We start from the raw sequence: 24,762 nt of genomic DNA on the forward strand, positions 1-24,762 counted from the left end.
GGAGGCTTTAACAATGATTCCAGGAGAAATTAGAACAGCTGAAGGCTTGATTGAAATAAATGCCGGACGCCCCGTGAAAGCGGTACGCGTTGCAAACACTGGCGATCGTCCGATACAAGTCGGATCTCATTTCCATTTCATTGAGGTTAATAAATTTCTTGAATTTGACCGTGAACAGGCAGTTGGAATGCATTTAAATATCCCATCTGGTACCGCTGTGCGTTTTGAACCCGGCGAAGAGAAGGAAGTTGAATTAGTTGAGTTCGGCGGAAAACGTCACGTGTTCGGACTGAATAATTTGACGGAAGGTTCGACGCATAATAAGGACGAAATTTTAGATAGAGCAGCAGAAGCAGGATTTAAAGGAGCCGAGGATAAATGAAAGTAACACACGAACAATATGCGAAAATGTTCGGACCGACAGTAGGCGATAAAGTGCGTCTTGCTGACACGGATCTTTGGATTGAAATTGAAAAAGATTATACATCATACGGTGATGAAGGTGTTTTCGGTGGAGGAAAATCACTTCGCGTATCGATGGGCCAAAATGGTAAAAATGTTCGCGCTGAAGGTGTTCTCGACACAGTCATTACCAACGTAATGATTATTGACCATACAGGTATTGTGAAAGCAGATATTGGTATTAAAGATGGCCGTATCATCGGAGTCGGAAAAGCAGGAAATCCGCTTTCGATGGATGGTGTAGATCAGGATATGATCATCGGCGTGGGAACAGAAGTGTATGCGGGTGAAGGATTGATTGCAACAGCGGGTGCTGTCGACACGCATATTCACTTCATTAGTCCTCAGCAAGTCGAAACTGCACTTAACGCTGGTACAACTACATTTATCGGTGGTGGGACAGGCCCGGCCGCAGGTTCGAAAGCGACGAGTTTGACGGCGGGCGAGTGGCATCTTCATAGAATGTTACAAGCAGTTGAAGATTTACCAATCAACGTTGGGTTACTTGGAAAAGGGAGCGCATCTACAACGGAACCAATTATTGAACAAGTCCGTGCAGGTGCAATCGGTATGAAAATTCATGAAGACTGGGGTGCGACTCCAGATGCTCTTAATCAGAGTCTTATCGTTGCAGATGAATTCGATATCCAAGTCGCGCTTCACTCCGATACGCTCAATGAAGCTGGATTTGTTGAAAATACGATTGAGGCAATTGACGGGCGTGTTATCCATATTTTCCATACAGAAGGAGCAGGCGGCGGACACGCGCCAGACCAACTGAAATTGGCTGCATACCCAAATATTTTGCCGGCATCGACGAATCCGACAAAACCATTTACGACAAATACAATCGATGAACATTTAGACATGCTTATGGTATGTCACCATTTGAAACACGATGTACCTGAAGATGTAGCGTTTGCAGATTCACGTATTCGTCCTGAAACAATCGCTGCAGAAGACATTATGCAAGATCTAGGTATTCTTAGTATTATGTCATCCGATTCACAAGCAATGGGACGTGTAGGTGAAGTTACAATGCGTACGTTCCAAACAGCAAACAAAATGAAAATGCAACGTGGTCCACTTCCGCAAGACGAGGGAAAAGACAATGATAACTTCCGTGTAAAACGTTATATTTCAAAACTAAATATTAACCCAGCGATTGCACACGGAATTAGCCATGAAGTCGGTTCACTCGAAGAAGGGAAACTGGCGGATATTGTCCTTTGGGAGCCTGCGTTTTTCGGTGTGAAAGCAGAAGTTGTTATTAAAGGCGGAATTGCTGTTTACGCAATGACTGGTGATCCAAACGCGTCTATTCCAACTCCGCAACCGATGATGGGACGCCGTATGTTTGGTTTCCACGGTCAAGCACCACAACACGCGGCAATGACGTTCCTTCCTAAAATTGCAGTAGAAGAAGGCCTACCTGAAAAATTGGGTCTTAAGAAAATGATTGGTACTGTTAAAAACTGCCGTAACATTGGTAAAGCAGACATGAAACATAACAGTGAAACACCAGAAATTGACGTCAATCCAGAAACATATGAAGTGAAAATTGACGGTGTACTTGCTACGTGTGAACCAGTAAGCGTTCTCCCGATGGCACAACGTTACTTCCTGTTTTAATTACTAAAAATAATGAAGGGGAAAGCTCGAAATGGTTGAAAAGATATTTTACAGCCATTTCGGCCTCATCCTATTGAACATGCCGATAAAGGAGGATGCCAAATGCTTATAACTAAAGTCATTGGTAACATTGGAACGGAAGAAGAAATTGCTGGTAAACAGACAGAGTGGATTGAACTTGACTGGGAAGAATTGAGTAAACGCATTCTACGCAAAGAAACAGATCAAGGTACAGATGTCGCGTTGTCACTTGAACAACAAGAGCACCATGAGGACCACGAACATCATGACCACGACGATCATCATCATCATGAACACCAGCCGTTACAATATGGCGATATCTTATTCGAGGATGACTCACGTCGTATTGCCGTTCGCACAAAAATGGAGCCGGTTATCGTGATTAGCCCGAAAAACATGACGGAAATGGGTAAAACGGCTTTCGAACTTGGAAACCGCCATACACCGGCATTAATCGAGGAAAACGAAGTCATCGTGCGTGCAGATCATACGTTGAATAAATTGCTAGATGAAGTGGGTGTCGCATATGAAACAACTGAAAGACGATTCAAACAACCATTCAAATACCGAGGACACTCTCACTGATCTTGCCCTTTTACGATTAATTCAAATTCATGATTCCGCGTTTCCGATTGGGTCCTTTACGCAGACGTATGGCATGGAGACGTATATTCAGGAAGATGTGATCCGGACGAAAGAGGATTTGGTCGCTTATTGTACGTCGTTTCTTTTTCAAAACCTGGTGCGTGGGGATGCGATTTTAATTCAAGAAGCGTATGCTGCGGCTCGGGAACAGGATATCGAGCGACTTCTCTATTTGGAGCAATTATGCGGGGCAATCAAACTTGCGAAGGAATCACGTGAGGCAAGTGTGAAACTTGGAAGGCAGTTTATTAAAACTGTGTCTCCACTCGGAACAGATGATTTCCTTGCGGACTGGAAAGCCCGTATTGATGCAAAAGAGATTAAAGGTCATTACGCCATTCTTTATGGTATTTACAGTGCGACGACAGGCGTCAGTGCGCATCATGCGGTCATGACGTATTTGTTTGCATCGCTTAACGGACTCGTCCAAAATGCGGTCCGTGCTGTGCCGTTCGGTCAAACAACTGGCGTCCAAGTAACGTATGAATTGATCGGACATGTGACGGAAGCGGCTAAATTAGTTGCTACGTTGACAGAAGCCGATATTAGTAATAACGCGTTAGGTATTGAACTTGCTTCTATGAAGCATGAGTATTTGTTCTCAAGATTATTTATTTCATGATGGATTGAAAGGAGTTTTTATAAATGAAACCAGTACGTATTGGCATAGGTGGACCAGTTGGATCAGGCAAAACATCGCTCGTCGACCAACTTACACGTGCGATGCACAAAGAATATAATGTAGCGGTCATTACGAACGATATTTACACGCGTGAAGACGCTCAATTTTTAATAAATAGCGGTGTACTTGAAGCGGATCGCATTTTAGGTGTTGAAACGGGAGGTTGCCCACATACGGCTATCCGCGAAGATGCTTCTATGAACTTCGCAGCAATTGATGAACTGAAAAGTCGTTTTGAAGACCTCGATATTATTTTCGTGGAAAGCGGCGGAGACAACTTGTCCGCTACATTTAGCCCAGAGCTTGTCGACGGCTATATTTATGTTATCGACGTTGCAGAAGGTCAGGATATTCCGAGAAAAGGCGGACCTGCTTTGACGCGTTCTGATCTTTTATTGATCAATAAAACGGATCTTGCTCCATACGTTGGCGTTGATCTTGAACTAATGGATAGCGACGCAAAAAAAATGCGTAACGGACGTCCATACATTTTTACAGATGTAAGAACACAGAAAAATGTTGACCAAGTTGTCGCTTGGATCAAGCACAATATGCTATTAGAAGGTGCGGGATCCGCTGGTTCAAATGCTTAAGCCGTCTCGCGCCATCCACCACGGAAAACTTGACTTGGAATTTGAGCCAAGAAGAGGCTACACACGGATGCCTCATGTTTTCCAACAGCCTCCATTGAAGGCGAGTCGTGAACTGTACGAAGGGAAAAACCCGACAGCGACTGTCTACATAATGGAGTCCTCTGGAGGCATGGTCGCCGGGGATCGAAATGACATTACAGTGAAGCTTGCTCCAGATAGTAGCGTAAGGTTGGTTCAGCAGTCCGCTTTAAAGATCTATCCATCGTATACCGGAGACACTTGTGTACAGACCATTAACATCGAACTCGGAGAAGGGGCACGCCTTGAATGGATGCCAGAAGTAATTATTCCGTTTGTAGATGCAAAATTTCGAGGTGACACGACACTTCGAATCGCACGCGATGCAACCATATTATGGGGTGAAATCGTTGCCCCAGGACGTGAAAAGCGTGGCGAGATATTTGATTATCAATCATTTAATACGAATTTCAAAATTTTTGTCGAGGATGAATTAATTGCTTTTGACTCTCTGCATTTCTCACCAAAAGAAACGGCACTTGGTGATATCGGTGTACTGGAAACTGCAATGTATATCGGTTCAATCTGGCTCGTATCGCCGAAAGCCGCAGATGTAGACGTCCGCGCAATACAAGAAACATTGCGGGTCGAAGAAGGTTTAAAAGCTGGTATGACAAGGCTTGAAGGAAATGCAATCCATTGCAGATGGCTTGCCGTTGATCAGTGGACGATGCAGGAAGAGATGAAGCGTGTATACGCGTTGTTGGCTGAAATAGTTTAAGAGGACACTCCAATGAGGGGTGTCCTCTTTGGGTTTGAAGTTTTACATCACTTCGATACCCTTTTTTTATCCCATTTTTTTATTAAAAAATCCATCAACCAGGTATAGAGAAACATCGAACCGACTAGGACAACAGCGATGTAAATGTATTGCAAGAAAACTGGAATGTTATACTTCTTTATGAAATCCCCTGAATAAAGCATGATGAAAACCAGTGCTATAATGAGTATAATCATACCGAGCACATAAATAACCATAGTACTCAGAGGCGTTGTCCGAAGTGTCTTACGGATGGTATCCCTAGATTTTAAAGCTCTTATAAGTAGATATAAAAATAAAACGAGTGATAGATAGTCATTTGCTACAAACAATAAAATAAGTCCAAGTAATATAATCGACCAGGTGATTTTTTCATAGTATTTATCAATAAATTTCAGCATTAATCTTCCCCCAGTATGTGTATACTATATATACGGAATGATTGATGGAAAAGTTTCCTTTTATCACAAATTGAATATGTTCTACTACAAAGGAGTTTGTCGTATGCAAGAAAAAAGACCAATGGGCCAATCACGAACAATCCAGACGAAGCTAGTATTGCCGCCAGATACCAATCATCTGCAGACAATTTTCGGCGGAAAAGTTCTCGCGTATATAGATGAAATCGCTGATATCACGGCAATGAAACATTCAAAAACAGCGGTTGTAACTGCTTCAATCGATTCAGTCGATTTTGTATCGTCGGCGCGTGTTGGAGATGTACTTGAACTTGAGGCAATTGTTACGTCAACTGGCCGTACATCGATGGAAGTATTTGTATCGGTCCATTCAATGAACCTGCTTACAGGCGAAACAAAACTAACAACCGAATCCTTCCTAACGATGGTTGCCATGGATGAAAATAACAAGCCTACTCCTGTGCCGGGCATTTATCCGGAAACAGAGGCTGAAAAGAGTCTATTTGAAACAGGCCCCGCACGCCGTGAACATCGGAAATTGCGGAGTGAGATGAAACATTAAATAATTTGTTATGGAAAAAGCCCACGGCAAGTTGTGGGTTTTTTTCCGTTGTGTCGCGTATCATTTCAATGCCATTTCTACTTTTCACATAAAATGTTTCATTGTAAAAACTAGTATAATCTAAATAATTCATGTTTTGTGTATTGACAATCTATTCGGAAGACTGTATTGTACTCATTAACAACTAAATACGTAACTTTCTTATCCAGAGAGGTGTAGGGACTGGCCCGATGATACCTCAGCAACAGACTTGTAAAAGTACTGTGCTAATTCCAGAAGCGTAAGTGTAATGCTTACTGCTTGGAGATGAGAAGAGCAAATAGCGAATTCGCCAAAACCTCTTCTTGAAATTTAGAAGAGGTTTTTTGTTTCGTCTAGGCTCCGGGCGCCAGATGCTTGGGTCATAAGTTAAAGCTGCTCTGCGGCAAAGAACGCCGCTACGCATCTTCATCTTATGCCTGACGCATCTAAGCGGGCGCCCTTCGCTTTTGTTACTTCTGGAGACTAAAGTTACCTTCAAAAAATGAAGGGAGAATTATTGTGTCAAATGAATTAATCAATGCAATTGCTTTATTAAAAAAGAAAGAATGGGTTGATTTAACACATACTTTCGGGCCTGACTCACCCCGTTTTTCAGCATTTGATGCAGCAGAGTTTACAACATTATTTGATCACGATGATGGATTTTTCGCACAGAGCTTTAAATTTGCGGGACAGTACGGCACACATATTGATGCACCCATTCACTTCGTTCGTGATACAAGATACTTGGATGAATTGGGTTTGAAAGAATTGGTATTACCGCTGGTGGTCATCGATAAATCGAAAGAATCTGATGCAAACCATGATTTTACATTAACTGTTGAAGACATTCTAAAGTTTGAAGCTCAGCACGGGCAAATTGAGGCAGGTACATTTGTGGCATTACGCACAGATTGGAGCAAACGCTGGCCGGATAATGAGGCATTTTGCAATAAAGATGCCGATGGGAATAACCGTATACCGGGTTGGGGCCTTGCTGCTTTGAAGTTTTTATTTGATGAAAGAAAAGTAAAGGCTGTCGGTCATGAAACATTCGATACGGATTCAGCCATTGATTTTCAAAAGAACCAAGCTCTGCTAGGCGAATATTATGTTCTTGAACAAGATACCTACCAAATCGAGCTATTAACGAACTTAGATAAAGTGCCCTCAAAAGGCGCGGTCATTTTTAACATCGTTCCGAAGCCGGAAAAAGCATCGGGATTCCCAGTACGCTCATTCGCGATCCTGCCGTAAGAAAAGGGCCCGCTCATTTGCGTTCCTACCGTAAGAAAACAAGAGGATCTGCTCATTCGCGATCCTGCCATAAGAAAAGAAAGAGGATCTGCTCATTTGCACTCCTGACCTAATAAAACCGTAATTTACTCCTAAAACAGAAAGAAGGAATATACCATGACAAATCAATCGACAACACTAACGCAAGCACCATTCAGAGCGGATCACGTTGGAAGTTTACTACGACCAGATAATTTGCATAAAGCGCGCAAAGACTTCAAAGAAGGCGTAGTTACTGCACAACAATTACGAGAAGTAGAAACACAGGAAATTAAACGGGTTGTTGATAAGCAAATTGAAGTTGGTTTGGAACCTGTAACAGACGGTGAATTTAGACGTACGTGGTGGCATTTAGACTTCTTGGAGCATTTGAACGGAATTGAAGGATATGTGCCAGAGACTGGCTACGTATTTGATGGTATTGAAACAGAACGATATAACGTTCGAAACACAGGCAAGATTTCGTTTGACCCTAATCATCCATTCATTCAAGACTTTGTTGAGTTTAATGAAATCGTAGGCGGCCGTGCCGTTGCAAAACAAACGATTCCAAGTCCGAATCAGCTCTTTAATATCGGAATTCGTGATGAAACGATTTACCCTGACATTGAAGAATTTACCAACGATGTTATTCAAGCATACAAAGATGCTTTGAAAGCATTTTACGAAGCTGGTGTACGCTACTTGCAGTTGGATGATGTTTATATTGCGGGGCTTTCTGCACCGAATATCCCATTTAACGACGGAGCCTATTCAAGAGAACAACTAATCGACTTGGCACTACGCGTCATTAATGGCGTTTTGGAAGACAAACCTGAAGATCTTTTCGTAACAACACACCTATGTCGTGGAAATTACCAATCGACGTGGGCGTTTGAGGGAAGCTACGCACTGATTGCACCCACACTTCTTGCAAAAGAAAAAGTGGATGGCTTCTTCCTTGAATATGATGACGAGCGTTCAGGAGACTTTAAACCGTTGGATCATGTGCCAAACGGCGGAGCGAAGGTTGTCCTTGGTGTTGTTACTTCGAAAAATGGAGAAATGGAAGACAAGGATGCGGTCATTGCGCGTATTCAAGAAGCCGCACAATACGTGCCACTTGAACAACTATGCTTAAGTCCGCAATGCGGATTCGCTTCAACGCATCACGGCAATAAGCTAACAGAAGAGCAACAATGGGAAAAGTTGAAATTCATTGTGGACGTGGCAAAGGAAGTTTGGGGTTAAACTGATAAACCGGAACAAGGCTCATATGCTTTGTTCCGGTTTATTTCTTATTCCACTGAAAATGGCACAGCAACGGATAATTCGTGCATTGGCGCGCCTGTTGAAATAAATGTTTTCACAAGACGGTATTCACCTGGAATCAGTGTCACGCCGAGCGCGTCGACCGAAAAGGTCTGCCGTGCTTCGCTGCCGGCTGACAACACATTTCCAAAGTCTTTAAAGGATGGGTTCTTTAAGAATACGGCATCTGAATATGTAATAATATACCACTGGCCATCTGTATTTACTTCTATATGATAAAATTCGCCCAACTGGTAATCGGATGAGCTATTATTTCGAACAAGCGTCTTAATGATGGATGGCGAACCGACGAATGAATCTTCGTCCAATACAAGTGATAAACCTTCTTCTGATGAAAACATTTCCTGGTCAGGCACGGGATCGGGCAGTGTAGAAACTGCGGGTTCTTTCCCGCAGGCGGAGAGGGGGAGTATAAGAACGATTGCAATTGACAGCAGTTTATTCATGATGGAAACACCTCCACTTCTAGCATATACCTTTAAGGGTGGATAAACCTTGATTGATAGCAATAAATAGCTGTGGATAAGTTAATTCCCATGAAAATTCATTGAGTGTTATCCACATGTGGGTAAAATATAATGTGTAAATGAAACTTCATCCACTTATTTTCGTATAACAGAGAAAGGGGTGGAGTCAATGAGACAGGAAATACAAGAACGACAAATGGAATTGACGATGATACGTACTGAGCGCAACCGAGTGAAAAGGCGTCTTGAAGGCACGGAGGTAAAACTTAAAGACGCAATTATACAACGTGATAACTTGCATGAAAAACTGACAAAAGAACAACAGGATGTAGTGAAGCTTGGCAAGTTTTCTTTTATGAATAAGATAAGTGAGTGGACAGGCAAGTGGGATGAAAAAATGGAGAAGGAGATTTCAGAAGCAGCGGATGCGGAGCTCCATTATAATGAAGCAGAAAAAGTAGTGACGGACTTGGAAGCGGAAGCGGTCCGATTACATGAAGAGATTAAAAATCCAGACTTCGACTATATCGAGGAAGAGTGGGCGGATTTTCTGAAGGAGAAAGAGACGTGGATTCGATTCAATGACACAATTGCGAATGGGACGTTACAAAAAATAGCAGATGATAGAGTAAGACTGCGTTCAATGCTGCGTGAAATTGACGAAGCCTGCGATGCAGGTAACAAGGCAAATCGGGCACTCGATGCGGCGCTGGAGAAGCTTGGGGCGGCAGAAGGATTGTCGGTATGGGATACGTTCCTTGGCGGTGGCTTGCTAGTATCGGCTCTTAAATACTCCGAAATTAATAGCTCCGATGATCTTGTCCATCGCGCGCAACGTGCCCTCCGCCATTTCGAGACGGAACTGATGGATGTCCAAAATGCCGCGACTGAATCATTCACGGTGAACAAAAGTGACATCTTTACATTTACAGATCTGTTTTTCGATAATATTTTTTCGGACTGGATGATTCATTCCCGCATTACAGACGCGAAAAGTAAGTTGAACGATGTGCTTCAAGATGTGCGCAAGGTTCAAGACCGACTTGCGAGAAAGCGTGATGAATTGATGCATGAACTAGAGAGGCTAGATGTACAGGAGCGAGAAATTATTGAAGCGTAATGGATTGTAAAGGTAATTAGGACGATTGTCATGGCAATCGAAGAAACTGTGAGGGCAACCCGTGGAACAGTCATGGCAACCGCTAACTGTGAGGGCAACGTGTCAAACTGTGAGGACAATCCATGGAACTGTCATGGCAAGCACAAACTGTGAGGACAACGCGTCAAACTGTCATGGTAACCGATGAAACTGTGAGGGCAATGCGTCAAAATGTCATGGCAACCGATGAAACTGTGAGGACAACTCATGGAACTGCCATGGCAACCGCAAACTGTGAGGACAACGCGTCAAACTGTCATGGCAATCGAAGAAACTGTAAGGACAATCCAACAAACAGTCATGGCAAGCACTAAAACTATAAGTGAAAACCACCTCATTCTTGAAACAGCAGGACGCAGCTTATGCATCCTGCTGCGCTATGAAACGAATTTTGAGCAACTTCCGTATTGCTTCATTCAAATTCCAAAAACTCAATTCGGTTGCCAAAAGGATCATGTGTAAAAAAGCGTGATCGCCCTTCGATTGGAAGTTCTTCACTAAACGGATAATTAGCTTCTTCCAACCGTAATTTCAATTGCTCCAGTGCATTCACTGTAAAACCGGGATGCGCTTTTTTCGCAGGCATGAAATCCTGCTGAATACCGATATGCACTTCTTGTGAGCCACAAAGGAACCAGCAACCCCCGCGCCCCTTCAAGTTTTCTGGTTTTGGAATCTCCTCCATACCGAGCAATTCCCCGTAAAACTTCCGTGCTTTATCTTCAGACTCGGGCGGCGCTGCAATTTGGATATGATCAATTCCTGTTAGAAACTTGCTCATTGCTCAACACTCCTCTGAACGTAATACCTTCAGTATAATCTCCATTCAGCTGTTTCACTAATACCATTTTCCGAGACTAGTACATAAGGAATCCTTATCAGCTTGAATGAAAGTGATTGATTTTCCCAATTGGTTAAATAATCGTATACTATAAATGAAGGAAGTGTGGGGAATGGATTACATACTTATATTTTTCATTGGAATGGCTGCGATGACACTTGGAACGCTTGCAGGTGGGGGTGGCCTGATTACGGTCCCGGCTATGTTGCTCATGGGTATCCCAATTCACTCTGTCCTTGGGGCTGGGAAGATTTCAACAACAGTTAGTTCGTTTTCTACTTTTATAACAGTCCTACTGAAAAAGCAGGTTACATTTAAAGAATCATTTTGGATTATACCTATATCACTTTTCGGTGGATTTACAGGTGGTTTCATAGCAACACGCTTGACGGAAAGTACAATGTACATTATAGCGGTTATTCTTCTTATCATTGCTTTTCTTACATCATTCCTTTCCAAAGTAGACTTCTCAGGGGAAGAAAGCTTAAGGCCGACGAAAGTAGCGATTCCTGGTTTACTCGGCATTGGAATATATGATGGGATGTTTGGACCGGGGCAAGGCACTCTACTACTGTATTTGTTCGGTCACTTACGAATTGCGTACATTCGGGCAATTGGCTTTGGCCGTCTTGCAACGTTTTCAAGTGGATTTGGTGCAGCCATCAGCTATATTGCCATGGGTAAGATTATTTGGCCAATTGCCTTTGTACTCATGGCCGGTTCCTTATCGGGCGCACAAATCGGTGTGCGACTTGCTGAAAGGTTGAATCCGGATCACGTTAAAATATTATTGCGCATTATCACGATAGCGTTGATCATCCAGCTTATCGTCAATAGTTTTCTTTAACTAAAACACCTCATCCGCTTGAAAGGAAGAGGTGTTTTTTGAATGGGTGAATTTATCCCAACAAATCCCTTTACAACATCCTTGCATATAGTGTACTATTTAACTAATACACCGACATGTAGAGGGGGAACGCTGATGAAGCAGTGGAATGGATTGTTGAAAAAAGAATGGGTGACGTTGAAGTGGCCGTTACTCGTTAGTGCATTGCTTGGGATTATTGTAATGTCGTTTGTTCCACATCTAATAGCCAACATTTTTGGTCTTGAAGTACATGTTTTTGAAGTGGTGCTTGTTATCTGTTTTATTTGGGCGGGTGCAAGTGTATTAGCACCGGTTATTGCATTGTTTATTATGTTGGAAAGGGAAATAAAACGTCCGGATGTGTGGTTTCATTCGACGGCGTCCATTTTTAAATTGGTTGGAGCGAAAGCATTTTTTGCATCCCTTATTGGTGCTGTGGGATTGTTAATTCCAACACTGGTTCTTGCCGTTCAACACGTATTATTCAGCTCTACAATGGCTACATTTGATGATTTGTTTTTCTTTGGAAGTATTTTTATAGTCATGATTTTTGCAGTATCGATAATATTCATGAGTATCGGGTTTTTCTTCTGGGTCATAGACCGACTTATGAAGCCATATTTAAAGGGATTTTCAATTGTTGCTACGATTATTATATTCCTTGTTGCTTCTCGGCTATATAGTTTATTTGTCCTCTCCGAACTATATGAGAAACTAATTCTAATAGGCCCTATTGATTTAATGAAAATCAAAAATCCGAAAATTAATGTGGATTTTATTTACCTCGAGCATGCTGAAACTTTTTTTTACACGGGTGAAATAGTATTCGATATTTTCTTCACGTTCATAATGTTCATCATTGCAGCTGTCCTTTTTGAGAAGAAAGTGAGGTTGTAGACCATATGAAAAAATGGAAAGGATTATTGCGAAAAGAATGGGCGCAAATGAAATGGAGACTTGTTATCTTTGTATTAATCACTAGTGTGATTCAATACTTGGGAGTAAATCGCATAGCTTATGGGTTGCCGGAAGACTTTTACGCTTCAATTCAACCGATGATTGCCCTTTGTTTCATGCTCCATTTGATTATGGCGGTATCGTTATTTTTCGATAGCCTTGGAAAGGAAATGGGGCGTCTAGACATTTGGCTTCATTCCCCAGCATCAATACGGCAGCTTGTTTACGCAAAGTTCTCACTCATTGTCCTAACTGTTGGCTGTTCGCTTTTGTTGTGCGGGACGATTGCAGCTATCTCCAATTACGCACGCGATGGGGCGGTTCCTCTTGTAGATGATCTGTTTTTATATCTTAGTGTGGGTGTTGTCATTTTGTTGAACGCTATTTATGTAATGGCAATCGTTTTTTTCTTCTGGTCGATATACCAAGTGTTTCGTTCCCATATTGGCTTGTTCTCAATCATCGTGATTATTGCCTTGGTCAACATATGGATCATTGGTTGGGGATATGTCTGGTTTATGGAAATACTCCAACTAGTGATGGAAATGGGGCCAATGCACGGCCCGATTAAAACGGTAGATTTCTTAATGTTTAACAATTATATTGTCCCGAGCGGATCGATTTTAACAATCGGCAGTCTTATCCTCTACGGTTTGTTGACGGTACTCTATTTCGTTGCTGGAGCAATGTTGTTTGAAAAGAAAGTGAGGTTGTAATGATGGGCATAGATTTTCTTCCAGACAAACCAATTTATCAGCAGCTCATCGACCTGATTACGGGCGATATTATTCGTGGAACGCTGAATCCTGGGGAGAAATTGCCATCCGTTCGTGATTATGCTGTTGAAGCCGGTGTGAATGCCAATACGATGCAACGCGTCTATAAGGAGCTGGAGCAGATGGAAATCACCGACACGAAGAGGGGCCAGGGATCTTTTGTGACGGAAGACGAATTGAAGATCGCTATGCTTCGTAATGAAATGAAGGAACAGCTTGTGACGTCATTCATTCAAAGTGTTGAAGCGCTGGGTTTTACGACGACTGAAATGCTGCAGCACCTACAAGAACGGGGTGGAAAAGATGATTGAACTGAAGAATATAACGAAAAAGTACGGCCGGAGGAAAGCGCTTGAAGACCTTACGCTTTCCTTGCCGCAAGGAAAAATCATCGGCCTTGTCGGAGAGAATGGTAGTGGAAAAACGACGCTGTTGAAACTGATTTCTGGGTTAGTGACGCCGGATTCGGGAAGGGCAACGTTCAGCGGAAGTCGCATTACGCGCAAAGTGGCAAGCAATATTGCTTATATGCCAGACGCGGATCTATTCTATCCGTATTTTACGGTAGGTCAGCTTATTGAGTTTTATGAATCTCAGTTCGTTGATTTTAATCTGGCGAAAGCAAAAGAAATTGCGCAGTTTTTGAATTTATCTCTGGATTCGAAAATAAAAAATTTGTCAAAAGGGAACCGTGGACGTGTCAAAATTGCAGTGACTCTTGGGCGTGAAGCTGATTACTATTTGCTAGATGAACCGTTCTCCGGCCTGGATCCGATGGTGCGTGATGATATCGCGAAAGGGCTTATCCGTTTTACTGATCCGGAGCGACAAACCGTCCTTTTGTCGACGCATGAATTAAAAGAAGTGGAACCATTGCTCGATGAAATCGTAGTACTAAGAGGGGGACGAATAATCGCGCACGAAGCGGTTGACGTAATCCGCGATACGTACGGGAAAGATGCCACCTCATGGATGGTGTCACTGTTTAGGGAGGGAAGTTGACATGGAAATGAAACCGATAGTCGAATTGAAGAATTTATCGAAAACGATTGGCAAGAAAAAAATTATCGACAACTTGAGTTTGTCACTGTATCCGGGACAAATTACAGGATTCCTCGGTCCAAACGGGGCGGGGAAAACGACGACAATTCGTATGATGGTTGGACTGATGGAGCCGACGGGCGGGGATATCATCATCGACGGAAAATTACTTGCTGATGATTTTGAAGAGGGGCTTTCCAAAGTCGGCGTTATCGTTGAAAACCCAGAAATGTATAAGTTCATGTCCGGCTATAAAAACTTATTGCATTTTGCACGTATGCACGATGGCGTTACGAAGGCACGAATCGAAGAAGTTATTAACCAAGTGGGCATGCAGAACCGTATCCATGAAAAGGTCTCGACGTATTCACTTGGGATGAGGCAACGACTGGGGCTTGCGCAGGCACTTTTGCACCGTCCGAAGTTTCTGATCCTCGATGAGCCGACGAACGGACTGGATCCTGCGGGAATTCGCGAGTTCCGGACGTATCTCAAAATGATTGCGGAAGAAGAAGGTGTTTCTGTTTTTGTTTCGAGCCATATGCTGTCGGAAATTGAACTTATGTGTGACCGGATTGCGGTCATTCAGAATGGCAAACTAATTGATATTCGCGATATGACAGAGGAACAGGAATCGCATTATTATATTGAAGCATTCCCAGCGGAAACAGCGGAAAGTATGCTAAAAGCTGAAGGGTTCAATGTGGAAGCGCATAAAGAAGGATTTATCATCAATGCAGAGAAAACACAAATTCCAGGGCTCATCCAGCAGATTGCGGCACATGAGATGCAATTGTTTGCAGTTCAGCCACACCGCAAGACGCTCGAAGATCAATTCCTAGAAATGACTGGAGGTGGCCAGATTGCTGAAGCTCATACAAAATGAATGGATGAAACTATGGAGTAAAAAAGCAACTTGGATTATGACCGGTCTACTCGTTGTTGCGATTTTAGGAATGTTAGGTCTGACGAAATGGATCGACACGATGTCTAATTACGATGAACCAGATTGGAAAACATCTGTGCAAGGCGAATTGACCATTACAAAAGAGCAGCTCGGAACCACAACACTTGTGGACAGCGAACGGGAACGTCTAGAAGACAAAGAGAAAGTTCTTGAATACCGCCTTGCGAATTCAATAGAACCGCTGAACGGCAATAGTCGGGAAAGTATGATTATGAATTCAAGTGGTATCGGCTCCATCGCTGTTTTACTGACGGTTATTGTTGCTGCGGGGATTGTCGCTTCTGAATTTACGCAAGGAACGATTAAGATGTTATTATCCCGTCCTGTAAAGAGATGGAAAATATTAACGTCGAAGTATGTGACAGTCATCTTGTTCGGTATTCTACTTATGCTCATCGGGTTCATTGTATCTATACTTGGCGCATATCTCTTCTTCCAATCCGGCCAAGGGCAAGAACTTGTTTGGAATGGTAAAGAAGTTGTTGAAGTATCTGTTTGGGGGAAAGGGCTCTATATATTGCTCCTGTCATTCGGAAATGTTTTTGTGACTGCAACGTTTGCATTCATGATTGGTAGCGTCTTCCGTTCCAGCTCACTTGCAATCGGGCTATCATTATTCATCTACTTTATGGGCTCGACATTGGTTATGCTGCTGGCAAAATATGAAGTCGTGAAATACATTGTCTTTACGCATATGGATTTGACAATCTATGAAACGGACTTTCGGATTGTAGAAGGCATTACGATGTCGTTTTCACTCGCCGTTCTTGCAGTTTATATCGTGATTTTCCTCGTTATCAGTTATACAACATTCATCAAACGCGATATAACCGCGTAACATGCAAAAAAAAGCCCTCCGATAATGGAGGGCTTTTTTCATGTACTTATTTATGGCTGCTGAATGTACGAATTAGACCTGCGATATTACCAACGAGTACGAATGCAAACAGTGCGAACATGATGTATATGAACCACATTGACTATCACTCCTTTTAGACAATAAATCCTGTTTCCATTATACCACCACTGAGATTGACAGGCAATGTTATCTAGGGCGTAGTGTTGCCAATTGTGGCGGATTGGTTGTTGGATTAAATCTGTTCCTGCTTGGTGAGTGATTATATTATCTACCTTGACCGAGCATATCCATGCTAAACCAATCATATATTTAACGAATCGATCATATCTGACTCCAACCGATCATATCCATGCTAGACCAATCATATATTTAGCCAATCGATCATATCCGGCTCTAACCGATCATATCTATTGCTAGACTAATCATATATTTAGCCAATCGATCATATCCATTGCTAGACCAATCATATATTTAGCCAATCAATCATATCTGGCTCTAACCGAGCATATCCATTGCTAGACCAATCATATATTTAGCCAATCAATCATATCTGGCTCTAACCGATCATATCTGTTGCTAGACTAATCATATATTTAGCCAATCGATCATATCCATTGCTAAACCAATCATATATTTAGCCAATCAATCATATCCGACTCCAACCGAGCATATCCGTTGCTAGACCAATCATATATTTATCAAACCGATCATATCCAGCTCCCGCCGATCATATCTATTGCTAGACCAATCATAAATTTATCAAATCGATCATATCTGACTCCAACCGATCATATCCATCTGCCAACCGATCATAAATAACCTCAAACCGATCAAATGCCTGACAATCTGTTGTATGGAGGAAGATTTTTTTGCTTTTGATAATTGGAATCGTAGAACACTATCTCTCACTATAATCAAAAAAGGACAATCCCGCCGTCGGGGTTGTCCTTTTTCAAAATAAATCTTAAAGTGTTTTTCCTTCTTTCAGCAAGTCGCGGATTTCTATGAGTAGCGCTTCTTTAGGGTCCACTTCAGGTACTGCTTCTTCAACTAGAGGTTCTTCCTTACGTTTAAACTTCGCCATCAGACGAATTACCATAAAAATGACAAATGCGACGATGAGAAAATCGAAAATCGATTGGAGGAAAACGCCGTATGTAACATCTGCTTCTCCGATTTTCTGATGCATACCTGAAAAGTCAATACCACCAGAAATTACTCCTATAAGCGGAGTAATAATATTTTCAACGAGTGAGGATACAATTTTACCGAATGCAGCACCAATTACAACCGCAATGGCGAGGTCGAATACGTTTCCTCTGAGTGCGAATTCTTTAAAGTCTTTTAGCATATTTTTCATTCCCTATCTATTCATAATTTCATAACACGGGTAAGCTGTAAAACGTTAATACCCTCTATGGAAACAGTATAAGTTAGTTCCATAGAACTTTAATGTAGATAAACGAAAGTTCCCTAACACATCCTATCATATCGATTACAGATTTACAAAAAGGGATGCTGAGAATGTACCAATCCCTCTTTAACCCTCTTCGCCGTCAAGAGGAAACCAGCGATATACAGTTAAATCTACCTTTCCATCCTCATTAAATTTAATTCCTTCCATCTCGAGTAATCCCCGTTGGTCATACCCTTTGCTTTCCGCATTAGCGGGAGCTGAAATACCGCCTTGCACATTGATGATCCGATGCCAAGGTAACTCATATTTTTTACTCATTGAATGCAATACCCGTACGACTTGTCTAGCACCGCGTGGACTTCCAGCTGCAGCTGCAACTTGGCCGTACGTCATGACATGGCCAGCAGGTATACCTTGGATGATTCTGATGACACGTTCTGTGAATAAATTCATAAACAACAGCCTCCTCGCGTTATTTCATTGTACCAAAATCCGAATGAAACTAATTCCATTAACGTACGTATAGTTACAATAGAAGAGTTCGAAAATGGAAGGGATTGACTTGGATGGACGAATTATTCGCAAAGCGCACAGGTATTGGGTTTGCGTTAAAAGTTGTCGGGCTGGCTGTGATTGCATGGGGCATTATTCAGGGATTTATATTTATCATGACGTTCGGTGGGGTATTTTCGAATGGAATCGGGATAGGTAGTTTTCTGTATCCCATTTTCATATATTCTATTTGTGGAATTCTAATCATCGGTTTCGGGGAGGTCATTGATTTATTGCAAAAGATTCATGACCAGAATGACCCGAAAGCGCAGGCGTTACAGTCTAAGGAAGATAACTCGCTCATTGTTGCTAACGCGTCAATCCCTTTATCCATCGCGCAGGAAATAAAAGGTTATTATTCGACTAAAAACATCTGGGCCGACTCGATATCGCCTACGAAAACCAGTAATGTTTTCATTATAAAAATAAATGGGCGCACAGAGTACATTGAACTTGGAGGACTTACGCCAAAAATACTTACAGAGGAAGAAACAATCAGGTATTTTGGATAGATTGTAGTTTGGTTCCTTAAAATATATTGGAATGGGAATTATTTCGCTAATTATTATAGGCTATGTATTGCTGATTTTCATAGTTGGCGTTGGTGGTTTTGGAGCATAGTAACGCCTTATGGGGATTTCCCAGGAAATGAATTAAAAAAGGCCAGTCTCTTCAACTGACTAGTCGTGCAGCTTAAATAGACAGCTTCACGTCATTCATCGACGTGAAACGGTCTTCTTAAGTTTGTTCTGAAAATACGCGTACGCTGAAATGGCAATCGTTACCCAAAGTGCACTTACTGCGTATCCTCCAACAATATCGCTTGGATAGTGGACGCCAAGGTAAATACGACTCGTGCCGATCATGATGATCATAACGGCAGTGAATAAAACAAGAACAACACGGCTCGTTGTTGTTTTTACATTACGCCAAGCGATATACGCAATAATTGCGTAAAGAGCGAATGCCATCATCGAATGACCACTCGGAAAACTAAAGCCATTCGCGTCCATTATACGATGGATTTCCGGTCGTTCTCGCTTGAAATAAATTTTGAGCGCGCCGTTTAACAAGACGGTTCCGGCAATCACAGCAATCAGTAGAAACGCCTGATGACGGTAGCGCAGTACAAAGTATAAGACGATAAATCCGATCAAGGCAATTGGAGCAACGACGTAACCTGAACCAATCCACGTAAACACTTTCATAATAGATGTCAGCCATGGTGCTTCCAGTCCTTGGAAAAATCCAATAACAGCAGTATCGAAATGTACAATCGATTCATTCCCTACAGCGTCAGCGATATATCCAAAAGCTATACCGAAGAAGATGCAAAGAACAAATGCTACTAGAAGACGAAATGATAGTTCCCGCACTGAATGCACTCCTTTCAATTAACTATAATTGTATACTACTTCTAAGTGAAAACGACAAAGAATAATCAAGACGGACAAGTTGAAAAGTTTTTATAAAAGTTCAAGAAAGATGCTACACTAGAAAGAACCTATCATTTACCATAAAGGATCGATTATGACACTCATACTTTTAGTAGTTGGCTCGTACATATTGGGAAATGTGCTGACAGGCTCGATTATTAGTAATTTCTTTTTTAAGAAGAATATACGAATAGAAGGAAGCGGAAATCCTGGAGCGCGTAATGCCGGGAGGGTGCTTGGCAAAAAAGCATTCGTTGCGACATTCATCGGAGACGCATTGAAGGGGGCACTGGCTATTTTCGTTGCCAAGTGGCTTGGATTCGGAGTGGCCGTAGAACTTTGTGCGCTATTCGCTGTGACTTTGGGACATGTGTATCCACTATTCTTGAAGTTTCGCGGCGGGATGGGAGTATCCACTTTCATAGGCGGTATGCTTGCATTCAATCCACTACTGTTTGCTGTTTTTGTGGGCTTATTCTTCGTGTTCTACCCGTTCCTAAAAAGCTTCACATTAGCCGGACTAACTGCAGTCCTATTGATGCCGATTTTAGTACTAGCATTTTCATATGGAATTCCTGTATTCATTGCAGCCTGCTTGTTATCGCTACTTCTTTTATTTACACATCGAGCTGACTTGAAGCAGAAACTTATGCCAGAAAAGGGTTGATAGAATGAGTTTTATTTATAAAATTGCAGAAACGGCTTTGGAATTCGAACAGATTCATGAGTTGAATTACCGTACGTTTGCAGAGGAGATTCCGCAGCATGACCAAAACGAATCAAGAAAGCTTGTCGACAAATTTCATGATGAAAATACATATATAATTTGCAAGAAAGATAATCGGGTCGTCGGAATGATCGCGATACGAAGTGAACGTCCATTCTCGCTCGATGGAAAAATTGGTCCAGTTGAACATCACTTACCGTTTCAATCCAAAAACCCTGTAGAAATCAGGCTTCTTGCGATTGAACAGGACTATCGGAATGGCAGGGCATTTCTTGGCCTTACCCAGGCGTTAGTCCAATATTGCCTTAAAGCGGGCTATGATGCTGCGCTCATCTCGGGAACGGTTCGAGAACAGAAATTATATGGACAACTAGGGTTTTTACCATTTGCACAATTGACGGGGACAGCGGAAGCCGCCTTCCAGCCGATGTATTTGACGAAAGAAACATTTAAAGCGGGCGTTGCGGGAAGGATTTCAAAACCACTCGTCAATTTCCTACCAGGTCCTGCAACAATTTCTGAAGACGTAAAAAAGGCCGTGATGACAGAACCATTCTCACATCGTTCATCTGAATTTGAAAGTGTTTTGCAACGCGTGAAAGACAAGCTGACCGCGCTGACTGGTGCAAAGTACGTCCAACTCCTTCAAGGGACAGGTACGCTTGCGAATGACGTTGTTGCGGCTCAGTTAAGTATGCACAGTGGTAAAGGTCTTATACTTGTGAACGGGGAATTTGGCTTTAGACTCACTGATCATGCCCAGCGTTTTGGAATGGGGTTTGACACAATGGAAATCGAGTGGGGGACCCCTTTCGATGCCGATGAAATTGAAGCTGCATTATGCTCGGGTCGCTACAGTTGGTTATGGGTTGTCCATTGCGAAACGTCGACGGGTGTGCTGAACGATTTGAATTCATTCAAAAAGTTCTGTTCACAATTCGGTATTACACTCGCTGTGGATTGTGTGAGTGCGATTGGGACAACAGCAGTTGATCTCACTGGAGTTGCTTATGCAACAGGTGTCAGTGGCAAAGGACTATTAAGTTATACAGGTCTATCTTTCGTATTTCATAATGAAGAAATCGCCGAAAATGATAACTTGCCGCGCTATTTGGACTTAGGTACTTATGCAGCAGCACGAGGGATTCCATATACCCAGTCATCCAACTTGGTATCTGCGCTCGACACGGCTTTACTGACATTTGAGCATCCGGCAGAAGTCTTTGCGGCTATTTCAAACCGTGCGCGTAAAGTCAGGAACGCCGTTGAACAGGCAGGTTTGACAATTTTGGCGTCGGAGAAATATGCTGCAGATGCAATTGTTACGATTGCTTTACCGAAAGGTTTATCCGCAATGCAGCTGGGGGATAACCTGTTTTTGAATGGTTTCAATGTTCATTACGAGAGCGCTTATTTACGCGAAAGAAATTGGCTTCAAATTTCATGTATGAACAATGTAGCGGAAAAAGAGTTAAACAGAATGCTTGAACTGCTCTCTTGTTTAACATCCGTAGATGAGCAAGTGTTTACGACTAACTCTAACGGGAAAACATATTAAATAGAAGGAGCTGATGATCATGAAAGAATTACGCACTGTTAATGAGTGGTATGACGTATTGGAACAATCGAAAGAGAATCCTTTGTTTGTTTTAAAACATAGTACGACATGTCCAGTTAGTGCAGCAGCCTACAATGCATTTGAGTCATCCGCAGAGGAGGTACCGAAATACTTTCTTAAAGTACAGGAAAGTCGGCCCGTTTCCAATGAAATCGAAAGTAATCTGCACGTTGAACACCAATCGCCGCAACTGTTTTTATTGAAAGACGGTGCAGCAGTCTGGCAGGCGACTCATTACTCGATTAGCGGCCCTCAGATTAAAAAAGCAGTGGAAAACTACGGAAGTTAATAATGTGGAACAGGTACTCCATTCGAGGGGTATCTGTTTTTTATTGTCTAGGAAATTATACAATCTCGTCCTGTATGAGGCTTTCCAGGAGAGATTGAGCTGCATCCTTACTATTAGATAGGGTTGAACAAACGCTTGCGCTTATGTTCTTGGAAATTTCCTTATGGCGTGCTAATAAATATGGTAATATAAGAGTTATTAAAATAGTCTATTAAATCATAAGCGAAAGTAGGTTCTTTACATGCGTTTACAATATAAAACAGTGGTCATAACAGGTGGAGCAAATGGAATTGGTGCAGTCGCTGCCAAGCTTTTTGGGAAAAATGGAGCACAGATTGCTATCGTTGATTTTGATAAAAAGGCTGGAGAGGCGAAAGCGCAACAACTGCATGAATTGGGAATCGAGGCCGCTTTCTTCCAGGCGGATGTGTCCGATAGTGAAAATGTCAAAGAGATGGCCACAAAAGTGATTGAACAGTTTGGCAAAGTGGATATCCTCATTAACAATGCTGGTATTACAAAAGATGCGATGATGCTGAAGCTTGAAGTGGATGACTTTAAGCGAGTGATTGACGTGAACTTGACGGGTGTTTTTAATTGTACGCAAGCGTTCCTTCCGACAATGCTTAGCCAAGGGAAAGGGAAAATCATTAATACGTCTTCGATTGCGGGAACGGGTGGTAACATCGGTCAAACGAATTATGCCGCAGCAAAAGCGGGCGTCATTGGTATGACAAGAACGTGGGCGAAGGAATTTGGTCGACAGGGCATCAATGTAAACGCTGTCGCTCCCGGTTTCATCGAAACAGATATGATTGATACGATTCCAGAAAAGATCTTAGGGCAAATTAAGATGATGACGCCGTATACTCGACTTGGTACGCCAGAAGACGTAGCGAATGCTTATCTGTTTTTAGCTTCCGATGAATCTGATTTTATAAACGGGACCGTCCTAGAAGTAGATGGTGGTATGTTGAAATGACGGTGAAGAAAAAGAGATGGGGCGTGAAACCGAATGCTATTTTCAACCTATCCCTTTTTCTAGCTGCAGCTGCTTTGTCTCTCACCGCGGAAAAAGTGGAGATTGAAGCGCAGCATTTCTACTTCGGCCTTTTCTTATTTTGGTTATTTTCGATATTGTATAATCATTTACAAACCTGGACGAAAACAGGGAAACTTAATATTGAATATGGCATCAGTTATGGCTTGGCATTCGTTCTTTTTGCTGGTCCATATGGTGTATTTCTCTATCAGGTCGTATACAGGACGTCTGTCTATCTGCTAAGGAAAATAAAGAATGAAAAACGCTCAGATTCAGTCATTGATACACTGTACAATATCGGGGCGTTCACGTTGTCGAATGTGGCAGGGTATTATTTGTTTTATGCATTCATCCCTTATTTTACCCCGTTCCCATTTGGCTTCTGGTTGCTCATCCTTTTACTCAATGGCATAACGATGTATATATCGGATTTGACGTTATTAATTTTGCTGTACTTGGAAAAAAGTATTCAAACCCGTCAAGCTGCATGGGCGTTCCTAAAGGATCGGAGTATACTTGATCTTTGGAAAACGGGTTTTACAAATGCCCTGCTATTCGTTTTTCTGATAGAAGGACGATGGGAATCACTCATCGCACTGTTCATGCTGAATTACATCGTCAGTCGTTCGTTTGTATTGAAGTCGCAAAATATGCAAGACAAATTGGAGCGCAACCAATTTGAAGAAATGGCATACACAGATTTTCTGACAGGGGCTAGAAATCGGGCGTTTATGGATAAACAAATGGGACGGCCTAAATTGTACGATGCACCATTCGGGGTAGTCGTATGTGATATCGATCAGTTCAAAAAGGTGAATGATACGTTTAACCACGCGGTCGGTGATACTGTAATCATCCATTTTGCAAAGCTGCTGCAGAATCATTTAGAAAAAGATGATTGCCTGTTTCGGACGGGTGGTGAAGAATTCACGCTCTTTATACGCAATCGTAACTATGACGGGGTAAAGGAACTTGTTGAAAGTTTGCGTCTGGAAGTGGAAAGAAGTTTTGTAAAAGCTGAGTTCAAAGGCGAGCCACAACATATATCATATACTGCTTCGTTCGGACTTTTCTACAAGCGTTTTACAGATCATACAAGCATCGAAAAGGGTCATACATATGCAGATGACTTATTGTTCGACTCAAAACGGACAGGACGTAATCGTGTGACTGCTGAAGATGGTAGTTAAATAAGGACAATGTAAGAAGGGCTTAACCCGGAAATCTAAGTTAAGCCCTTTTTGTATCGAAAATCTATCCTTGT

30 protein-coding genes and 1 riboswitch are annotated in these 24,762 nt (G+C 42.2%); of the genes, 24 read left to right on the forward strand and 6 right to left on the reverse strand.

Annotation, left to right across the window (positions count from 1 at the left end):
- The first annotated feature begins 13 nt into the window (after positions 1–13).
- The 6 genes from MKX62_RS08090 (at position 14) to MKX62_RS08115 (ending at position 4,834) form a co-directional block, all read left to right on the forward strand.
- Entirely contained in the window at positions 14–382 is a 369-nt protein-coding gene (locus MKX62_RS08090) for an urease subunit beta (protein ID WP_187046336.1), read from the forward strand.
- Positions 379–2,094, forward strand: coding sequence for an urease subunit alpha (gene ureC, locus MKX62_RS08095; protein ID WP_187046337.1), 1,716 nt, complete (start codon positions 379–381; stop codon positions 2,092–2,094). Before MKX62_RS08090 ends, ureC begins: the two co-directional genes overlap by 4 nt.
- Positions 2,095–2,196: 102 nt before the next feature.
- On the forward strand, positions 2,197–2,700 hold the full coding sequence (locus tag MKX62_RS08100; RefSeq protein WP_067204309.1) for an urease accessory protein UreE: 504 nt from the start codon (positions 2,197–2,199) through the stop codon (positions 2,698–2,700).
- Positions 2,642–3,382 (forward strand): urease accessory protein UreF, encoded by a 741-nt coding sequence (locus MKX62_RS08105; RefSeq protein WP_255428544.1) that lies wholly within the window; start codon positions 2,642–2,644, stop codon positions 3,380–3,382. Before MKX62_RS08100 ends, MKX62_RS08105 begins: the two co-directional genes overlap by 59 nt.
- A 23-nt stretch (positions 3,383–3,405) precedes the next feature.
- On the forward strand, positions 3,406–4,035 hold the full coding sequence (ureG, locus tag MKX62_RS08110; RefSeq protein WP_067204312.1) for an urease accessory protein UreG: 630 nt from the start codon (positions 3,406–3,408) through the stop codon (positions 4,033–4,035).
- A 67-nt stretch (positions 4,036–4,102) separates the two neighbouring features.
- Entirely contained in the window at positions 4,103–4,834 is a 732-nt protein-coding gene (locus MKX62_RS08115) for an urease accessory protein UreD (RefSeq protein WP_340741173.1), read from the forward strand.
- Positions 4,835–4,881: 47 nt separating this feature from the next.
- Here MKX62_RS08115 and MKX62_RS08120 read toward each other — a convergent pair whose 3' ends face one another.
- Complete coding sequence (locus MKX62_RS08120; protein WP_340741174.1) at positions 4,882–5,274, reverse strand: hypothetical protein; 393 nt, start codon at positions 5,272–5,274, stop codon at positions 4,882–4,884.
- A 103-nt stretch (positions 5,275–5,377) separates the two neighbouring features.
- On the opposite strand from MKX62_RS08120, the gene MKX62_RS08125 reads away from it, so the two are divergent.
- The 3 genes from MKX62_RS08125 (at position 5,378) to MKX62_RS08135 (ending at position 8,401) form a co-directional block, all read left to right on the forward strand.
- The gene (locus MKX62_RS08125) at positions 5,378–5,854 is read left to right on the forward strand and encodes an acyl-CoA thioesterase (RefSeq protein ID WP_067204320.1); all 477 of its coding nucleotides are present in this window, start codon (positions 5,378–5,380) and stop codon (positions 5,852–5,854) included.
- A gap of 198 nt (positions 5,855–6,052) precedes the next feature.
- A riboswitch (SAM riboswitch) is annotated at positions 6,053–6,167 on the forward strand.
- A 227-nt stretch (positions 6,168–6,394) separates the two neighbouring features.
- The gene (locus MKX62_RS08130) at positions 6,395–7,132 is read left to right on the forward strand and encodes a cyclase family protein (protein WP_187046339.1); all 738 of its coding nucleotides are present in this window, start codon (positions 6,395–6,397) and stop codon (positions 7,130–7,132) included.
- A gap of 156 nt (positions 7,133–7,288) precedes the next feature.
- Positions 7,289–8,401 carry a 5-methyltetrahydropteroyltriglutamate--homocysteine S-methyltransferase gene (locus tag MKX62_RS08135; protein ID WP_340741175.1) on the forward strand — a complete coding sequence of 371 codons (1,113 nt, stop codon included), beginning with the start codon at positions 7,289–7,291 and terminating at the stop codon, positions 8,399–8,401.
- A 47-nt stretch (positions 8,402–8,448) separates the two neighbouring features.
- On the opposite strand, the gene MKX62_RS08140 is transcribed toward MKX62_RS08135, so the two are convergent.
- On the reverse strand, positions 8,449–8,928 hold the full coding sequence (locus MKX62_RS08140) for an immunoglobulin-like domain-containing protein (protein ID WP_340741176.1): 480 nt from the start codon (positions 8,926–8,928) through the stop codon (positions 8,449–8,451).
- A 190-nt stretch (positions 8,929–9,118) separates the two neighbouring features.
- Here MKX62_RS08140 and MKX62_RS08145 point away from each other — a divergent pair, with 190 nt between their 5' ends.
- Together MKX62_RS08145 and MKX62_RS08150 are read left to right on the forward strand one after the other, a co-directional pair.
- Entirely contained in the window at positions 9,119–10,069 is a 951-nt protein-coding gene (locus tag MKX62_RS08145; RefSeq protein WP_340741177.1) for a hypothetical protein, read from the forward strand.
- 122 nt (positions 10,070–10,191) lie between these two features.
- Entirely contained in the window at positions 10,192–10,422 is a 231-nt protein-coding gene (locus tag MKX62_RS08150; protein ID WP_340741178.1) for a hypothetical protein, read from the forward strand.
- 98 nt (positions 10,423–10,520) lie between these two features.
- Here MKX62_RS08150 and MKX62_RS08155 read toward each other — a convergent pair whose 3' ends face one another.
- On the reverse strand, positions 10,521–10,889 hold the full coding sequence (locus MKX62_RS08155; protein ID WP_067204336.1) for a VOC family protein: 369 nt from the start codon (positions 10,887–10,889) through the stop codon (positions 10,521–10,523).
- Positions 10,890–11,061: 172 nt separating this feature from the next.
- On the opposite strand from MKX62_RS08155, the gene MKX62_RS08160 reads away from it, so the two are divergent.
- The 7 genes from MKX62_RS08160 (at position 11,062) to MKX62_RS08190 (ending at position 16,396) form a co-directional block, all read left to right on the forward strand.
- A complete protein-coding gene (locus MKX62_RS08160) occupies positions 11,062–11,796 on the forward strand; it encodes a sulfite exporter TauE/SafE family protein (protein WP_067204339.1) in 735 nt (244 codons plus the stop codon).
- Between the two features lie 135 nt (positions 11,797–11,931).
- A complete protein-coding gene (locus MKX62_RS08165) occupies positions 11,932–12,714 on the forward strand; it encodes a hypothetical protein (RefSeq protein ID WP_187046344.1) in 783 nt (260 codons plus the stop codon).
- A gap of 5 nt (positions 12,715–12,719) precedes the next feature.
- A complete protein-coding gene (locus MKX62_RS08170) occupies positions 12,720–13,490 on the forward strand; it encodes a hypothetical protein (protein ID WP_340741179.1) in 771 nt (256 codons plus the stop codon).
- A 2-nt stretch (positions 13,491–13,492) separates the two neighbouring features.
- Complete coding sequence (locus MKX62_RS08175) at positions 13,493–13,861, forward strand: GntR family transcriptional regulator (protein ID WP_067204348.1); 369 nt, start codon at positions 13,493–13,495, stop codon at positions 13,859–13,861.
- Positions 13,854–14,552: an ABC transporter ATP-binding protein gene (locus tag MKX62_RS08180; RefSeq protein ID WP_340741180.1), complete on the forward strand. Its 699-nt coding sequence runs from the start codon at positions 13,854–13,856 to the stop codon at positions 14,550–14,552. Before MKX62_RS08175 ends, MKX62_RS08180 begins: the two co-directional genes overlap by 8 nt.
- Position 14,553: 1 nt before the next feature.
- Positions 14,554–15,477: an ABC transporter ATP-binding protein gene (locus tag MKX62_RS08185; protein WP_340741181.1), complete on the forward strand. Its 924-nt coding sequence runs from the start codon at positions 14,554–14,556 to the stop codon at positions 15,475–15,477.
- A complete protein-coding gene (locus MKX62_RS08190) occupies positions 15,446–16,396 on the forward strand; it encodes an ABC transporter permease (RefSeq protein ID WP_340741182.1) in 951 nt (316 codons plus the stop codon). Before MKX62_RS08185 ends, MKX62_RS08190 begins: the two co-directional genes overlap by 32 nt.
- A gap of 985 nt (positions 16,397–17,381) precedes the next feature.
- Here MKX62_RS08190 and mscL read toward each other — a convergent pair.
- Both mscL and MKX62_RS08200 read right to left on the reverse strand, forming a co-directional pair.
- A complete protein-coding gene (gene mscL, locus MKX62_RS08195; RefSeq protein ID WP_340741183.1) occupies positions 17,382–17,768 on the reverse strand; it encodes a large conductance mechanosensitive channel protein MscL in 387 nt (128 codons plus the stop codon).
- Between the two features lie 189 nt (positions 17,769–17,957).
- Positions 17,958–18,287: an MGMT family protein gene (locus MKX62_RS08200; protein WP_340741184.1), complete on the reverse strand. Its 330-nt coding sequence runs from the start codon at positions 18,285–18,287 to the stop codon at positions 17,958–17,960.
- Positions 18,288–18,400: 113 nt separating this feature from the next.
- On the opposite strand from MKX62_RS08200, the gene MKX62_RS08205 reads away from it, so the two are divergent.
- Positions 18,401–18,898, forward strand: coding sequence for a hypothetical protein (locus MKX62_RS08205; RefSeq protein ID WP_340741185.1), 498 nt, complete (start codon positions 18,401–18,403; stop codon positions 18,896–18,898).
- 204 nt (positions 18,899–19,102) lie between these two features.
- Here MKX62_RS08205 and MKX62_RS08210 read toward each other — a convergent pair whose 3' ends face one another.
- The gene (locus tag MKX62_RS08210) at positions 19,103–19,762 is read right to left on the reverse strand and encodes a phosphatase PAP2 family protein (RefSeq protein WP_340741186.1); all 660 of its coding nucleotides are present in this window, start codon (positions 19,760–19,762) and stop codon (positions 19,103–19,105) included.
- Between the two features lie 154 nt (positions 19,763–19,916).
- On the opposite strand from MKX62_RS08210, the gene MKX62_RS08215 reads away from it, so the two are divergent.
- The 5 genes from MKX62_RS08215 (at position 19,917) to MKX62_RS08235 (ending at position 24,688) form a co-directional block, all read left to right on the forward strand.
- Positions 19,917–20,489 carry a glycerol-3-phosphate acyltransferase gene (locus tag MKX62_RS08215; protein WP_067204371.1) on the forward strand — a complete coding sequence of 191 codons (573 nt, stop codon included), beginning with the start codon at positions 19,917–19,919 and terminating at the stop codon, positions 20,487–20,489.
- A gap of 4 nt (positions 20,490–20,493) precedes the next feature.
- Positions 20,494–22,107, forward strand: a complete 1,614-nt coding sequence (locus tag MKX62_RS08220) for an aminotransferase class V-fold PLP-dependent enzyme (RefSeq protein ID WP_340741187.1) — start codon at positions 20,494–20,496, stop codon at positions 22,105–22,107.
- 19 nt (positions 22,108–22,126) lie between these two features.
- The gene (gene ytxJ, locus MKX62_RS08225; protein WP_187046354.1) at positions 22,127–22,456 is read left to right on the forward strand and encodes a bacillithiol system redox-active protein YtxJ; all 330 of its coding nucleotides are present in this window, start codon (positions 22,127–22,129) and stop codon (positions 22,454–22,456) included.
- 241 nt (positions 22,457–22,697) lie between these two features.
- Positions 22,698–23,438, forward strand: a complete 741-nt coding sequence (fabG, locus tag MKX62_RS08230; protein WP_187046355.1) for a 3-oxoacyl-ACP reductase FabG — start codon at positions 22,698–22,700, stop codon at positions 23,436–23,438.
- Positions 23,435–24,688 carry a GGDEF domain-containing protein gene (locus MKX62_RS08235; protein WP_340741188.1) on the forward strand — a complete coding sequence of 418 codons (1,254 nt, stop codon included), beginning with the start codon at positions 23,435–23,437 and terminating at the stop codon, positions 24,686–24,688. Before fabG ends, MKX62_RS08235 begins: the two co-directional genes overlap by 4 nt.
- Positions 24,689–24,762 lie beyond the last annotated feature (74 nt).

Origin of the sequence: Sporosarcina sp. FSL K6-5500 (assembly GCF_038005665.1) — a bacterium.
GTDB classification, from domain to species: domain Bacteria; phylum Bacillota; class Bacilli; order Bacillales_A; family Planococcaceae; genus Sporosarcina; species Sporosarcina psychrophila.

What these genes read in the sequence shown, in the direction of transcription:
- ureC (WP_187046337.1), top strand. Translation starts at nt 379, where the DNA reads ATGAAAGTAACACACGAACAATATGCGAAAATGTTCGGACCGACAGTA.
- MKX62_RS08100 (WP_067204309.1), top strand. Translation starts at nt 2,197, where the DNA reads ATGCTTATAACTAAAGTCATTGGTAACATTGGAACGGAAGAAGAAATT.
- MKX62_RS08115 (WP_340741173.1), top strand. Translation starts at nt 4,103, where the DNA reads ATGCCTCATGTTTTCCAACAGCCTCCATTGAAGGCGAGTCGTGAACTG.
- MKX62_RS08140 (WP_340741176.1), bottom strand. Translation starts at nt 8,928, where the DNA reads ATGAATAAACTGCTGTCAATTGCAATCGTTCTTATACTCCCCCTCTCC.
- ureG (WP_067204312.1), top strand. Translation starts at nt 3,406, where the DNA reads ATGAAACCAGTACGTATTGGCATAGGTGGACCAGTTGGATCAGGCAAA.
- MKX62_RS08200 (WP_340741184.1), bottom strand. Translation starts at nt 18,287, where the DNA reads ATGAATTTATTCACAGAACGTGTCATCAGAATCATCCAAGGTATACCT.
- MKX62_RS08090 (WP_187046336.1), top strand. Translation starts at nt 14, where the DNA reads ATGATTCCAGGAGAAATTAGAACAGCTGAAGGCTTGATTGAAATAAAT.
- MKX62_RS08175 (WP_067204348.1), top strand. Translation starts at nt 13,493, where the DNA reads ATGGGCATAGATTTTCTTCCAGACAAACCAATTTATCAGCAGCTCATC.
- fabG (WP_187046355.1), top strand. Translation starts at nt 22,698, where the DNA reads ATGCGTTTACAATATAAAACAGTGGTCATAACAGGTGGAGCAAATGGA.
- MKX62_RS08185 (WP_340741181.1), top strand. Translation starts at nt 14,554, where the DNA reads ATGGAAATGAAACCGATAGTCGAATTGAAGAATTTATCGAAAACGATT.
- MKX62_RS08215 (WP_067204371.1), top strand. Translation starts at nt 19,917, where the DNA reads ATGACACTCATACTTTTAGTAGTTGGCTCGTACATATTGGGAAATGTG.
- MKX62_RS08155 (WP_067204336.1), bottom strand. Translation starts at nt 10,889, where the DNA reads ATGAGCAAGTTTCTAACAGGAATTGATCATATCCAAATTGCAGCGCCG.
- ytxJ (WP_187046354.1), top strand. Translation starts at nt 22,127, where the DNA reads ATGAAAGAATTACGCACTGTTAATGAGTGGTATGACGTATTGGAACAA.
- MKX62_RS08180 (WP_340741180.1), top strand. Translation starts at nt 13,854, where the DNA reads ATGATTGAACTGAAGAATATAACGAAAAAGTACGGCCGGAGGAAAGCG.
- MKX62_RS08120 (WP_340741174.1), bottom strand. Translation starts at nt 5,274, where the DNA reads ATGCTGAAATTTATTGATAAATACTATGAAAAAATCACCTGGTCGATT.
- MKX62_RS08150 (WP_340741178.1), top strand. Translation starts at nt 10,192, where the DNA reads ATGGAACTGTCATGGCAAGCACAAACTGTGAGGACAACGCGTCAAACT.
- mscL (WP_340741183.1), bottom strand. Translation starts at nt 17,768, where the DNA reads ATGCTAAAAGACTTTAAAGAATTCGCACTCAGAGGAAACGTATTCGAC.
- MKX62_RS08205 (WP_340741185.1), top strand. Translation starts at nt 18,401, where the DNA reads ATGGACGAATTATTCGCAAAGCGCACAGGTATTGGGTTTGCGTTAAAA.
- MKX62_RS08170 (WP_340741179.1), top strand. Translation starts at nt 12,720, where the DNA reads ATGAAAAAATGGAAAGGATTATTGCGAAAAGAATGGGCGCAAATGAAA.
- MKX62_RS08105 (WP_255428544.1), top strand. Translation starts at nt 2,642, where the DNA reads ATGAAACAACTGAAAGACGATTCAAACAACCATTCAAATACCGAGGAC.
- MKX62_RS08220 (WP_340741187.1), top strand. Translation starts at nt 20,494, where the DNA reads ATGAGTTTTATTTATAAAATTGCAGAAACGGCTTTGGAATTCGAACAG.
- MKX62_RS08165 (WP_187046344.1), top strand. Translation starts at nt 11,932, where the DNA reads ATGAAGCAGTGGAATGGATTGTTGAAAAAAGAATGGGTGACGTTGAAG.
- MKX62_RS08135 (WP_340741175.1), top strand. Translation starts at nt 7,289, where the DNA reads ATGACAAATCAATCGACAACACTAACGCAAGCACCATTCAGAGCGGAT.
- MKX62_RS08145 (WP_340741177.1), top strand. Translation starts at nt 9,119, where the DNA reads ATGAGACAGGAAATACAAGAACGACAAATGGAATTGACGATGATACGT.
- MKX62_RS08160 (WP_067204339.1), top strand. Translation starts at nt 11,062, where the DNA reads ATGGATTACATACTTATATTTTTCATTGGAATGGCTGCGATGACACTT.
- MKX62_RS08125 (WP_067204320.1), top strand. Translation starts at nt 5,378, where the DNA reads ATGCAAGAAAAAAGACCAATGGGCCAATCACGAACAATCCAGACGAAG.
- MKX62_RS08235 (WP_340741188.1), top strand. Translation starts at nt 23,435, where the DNA reads ATGACGGTGAAGAAAAAGAGATGGGGCGTGAAACCGAATGCTATTTTC.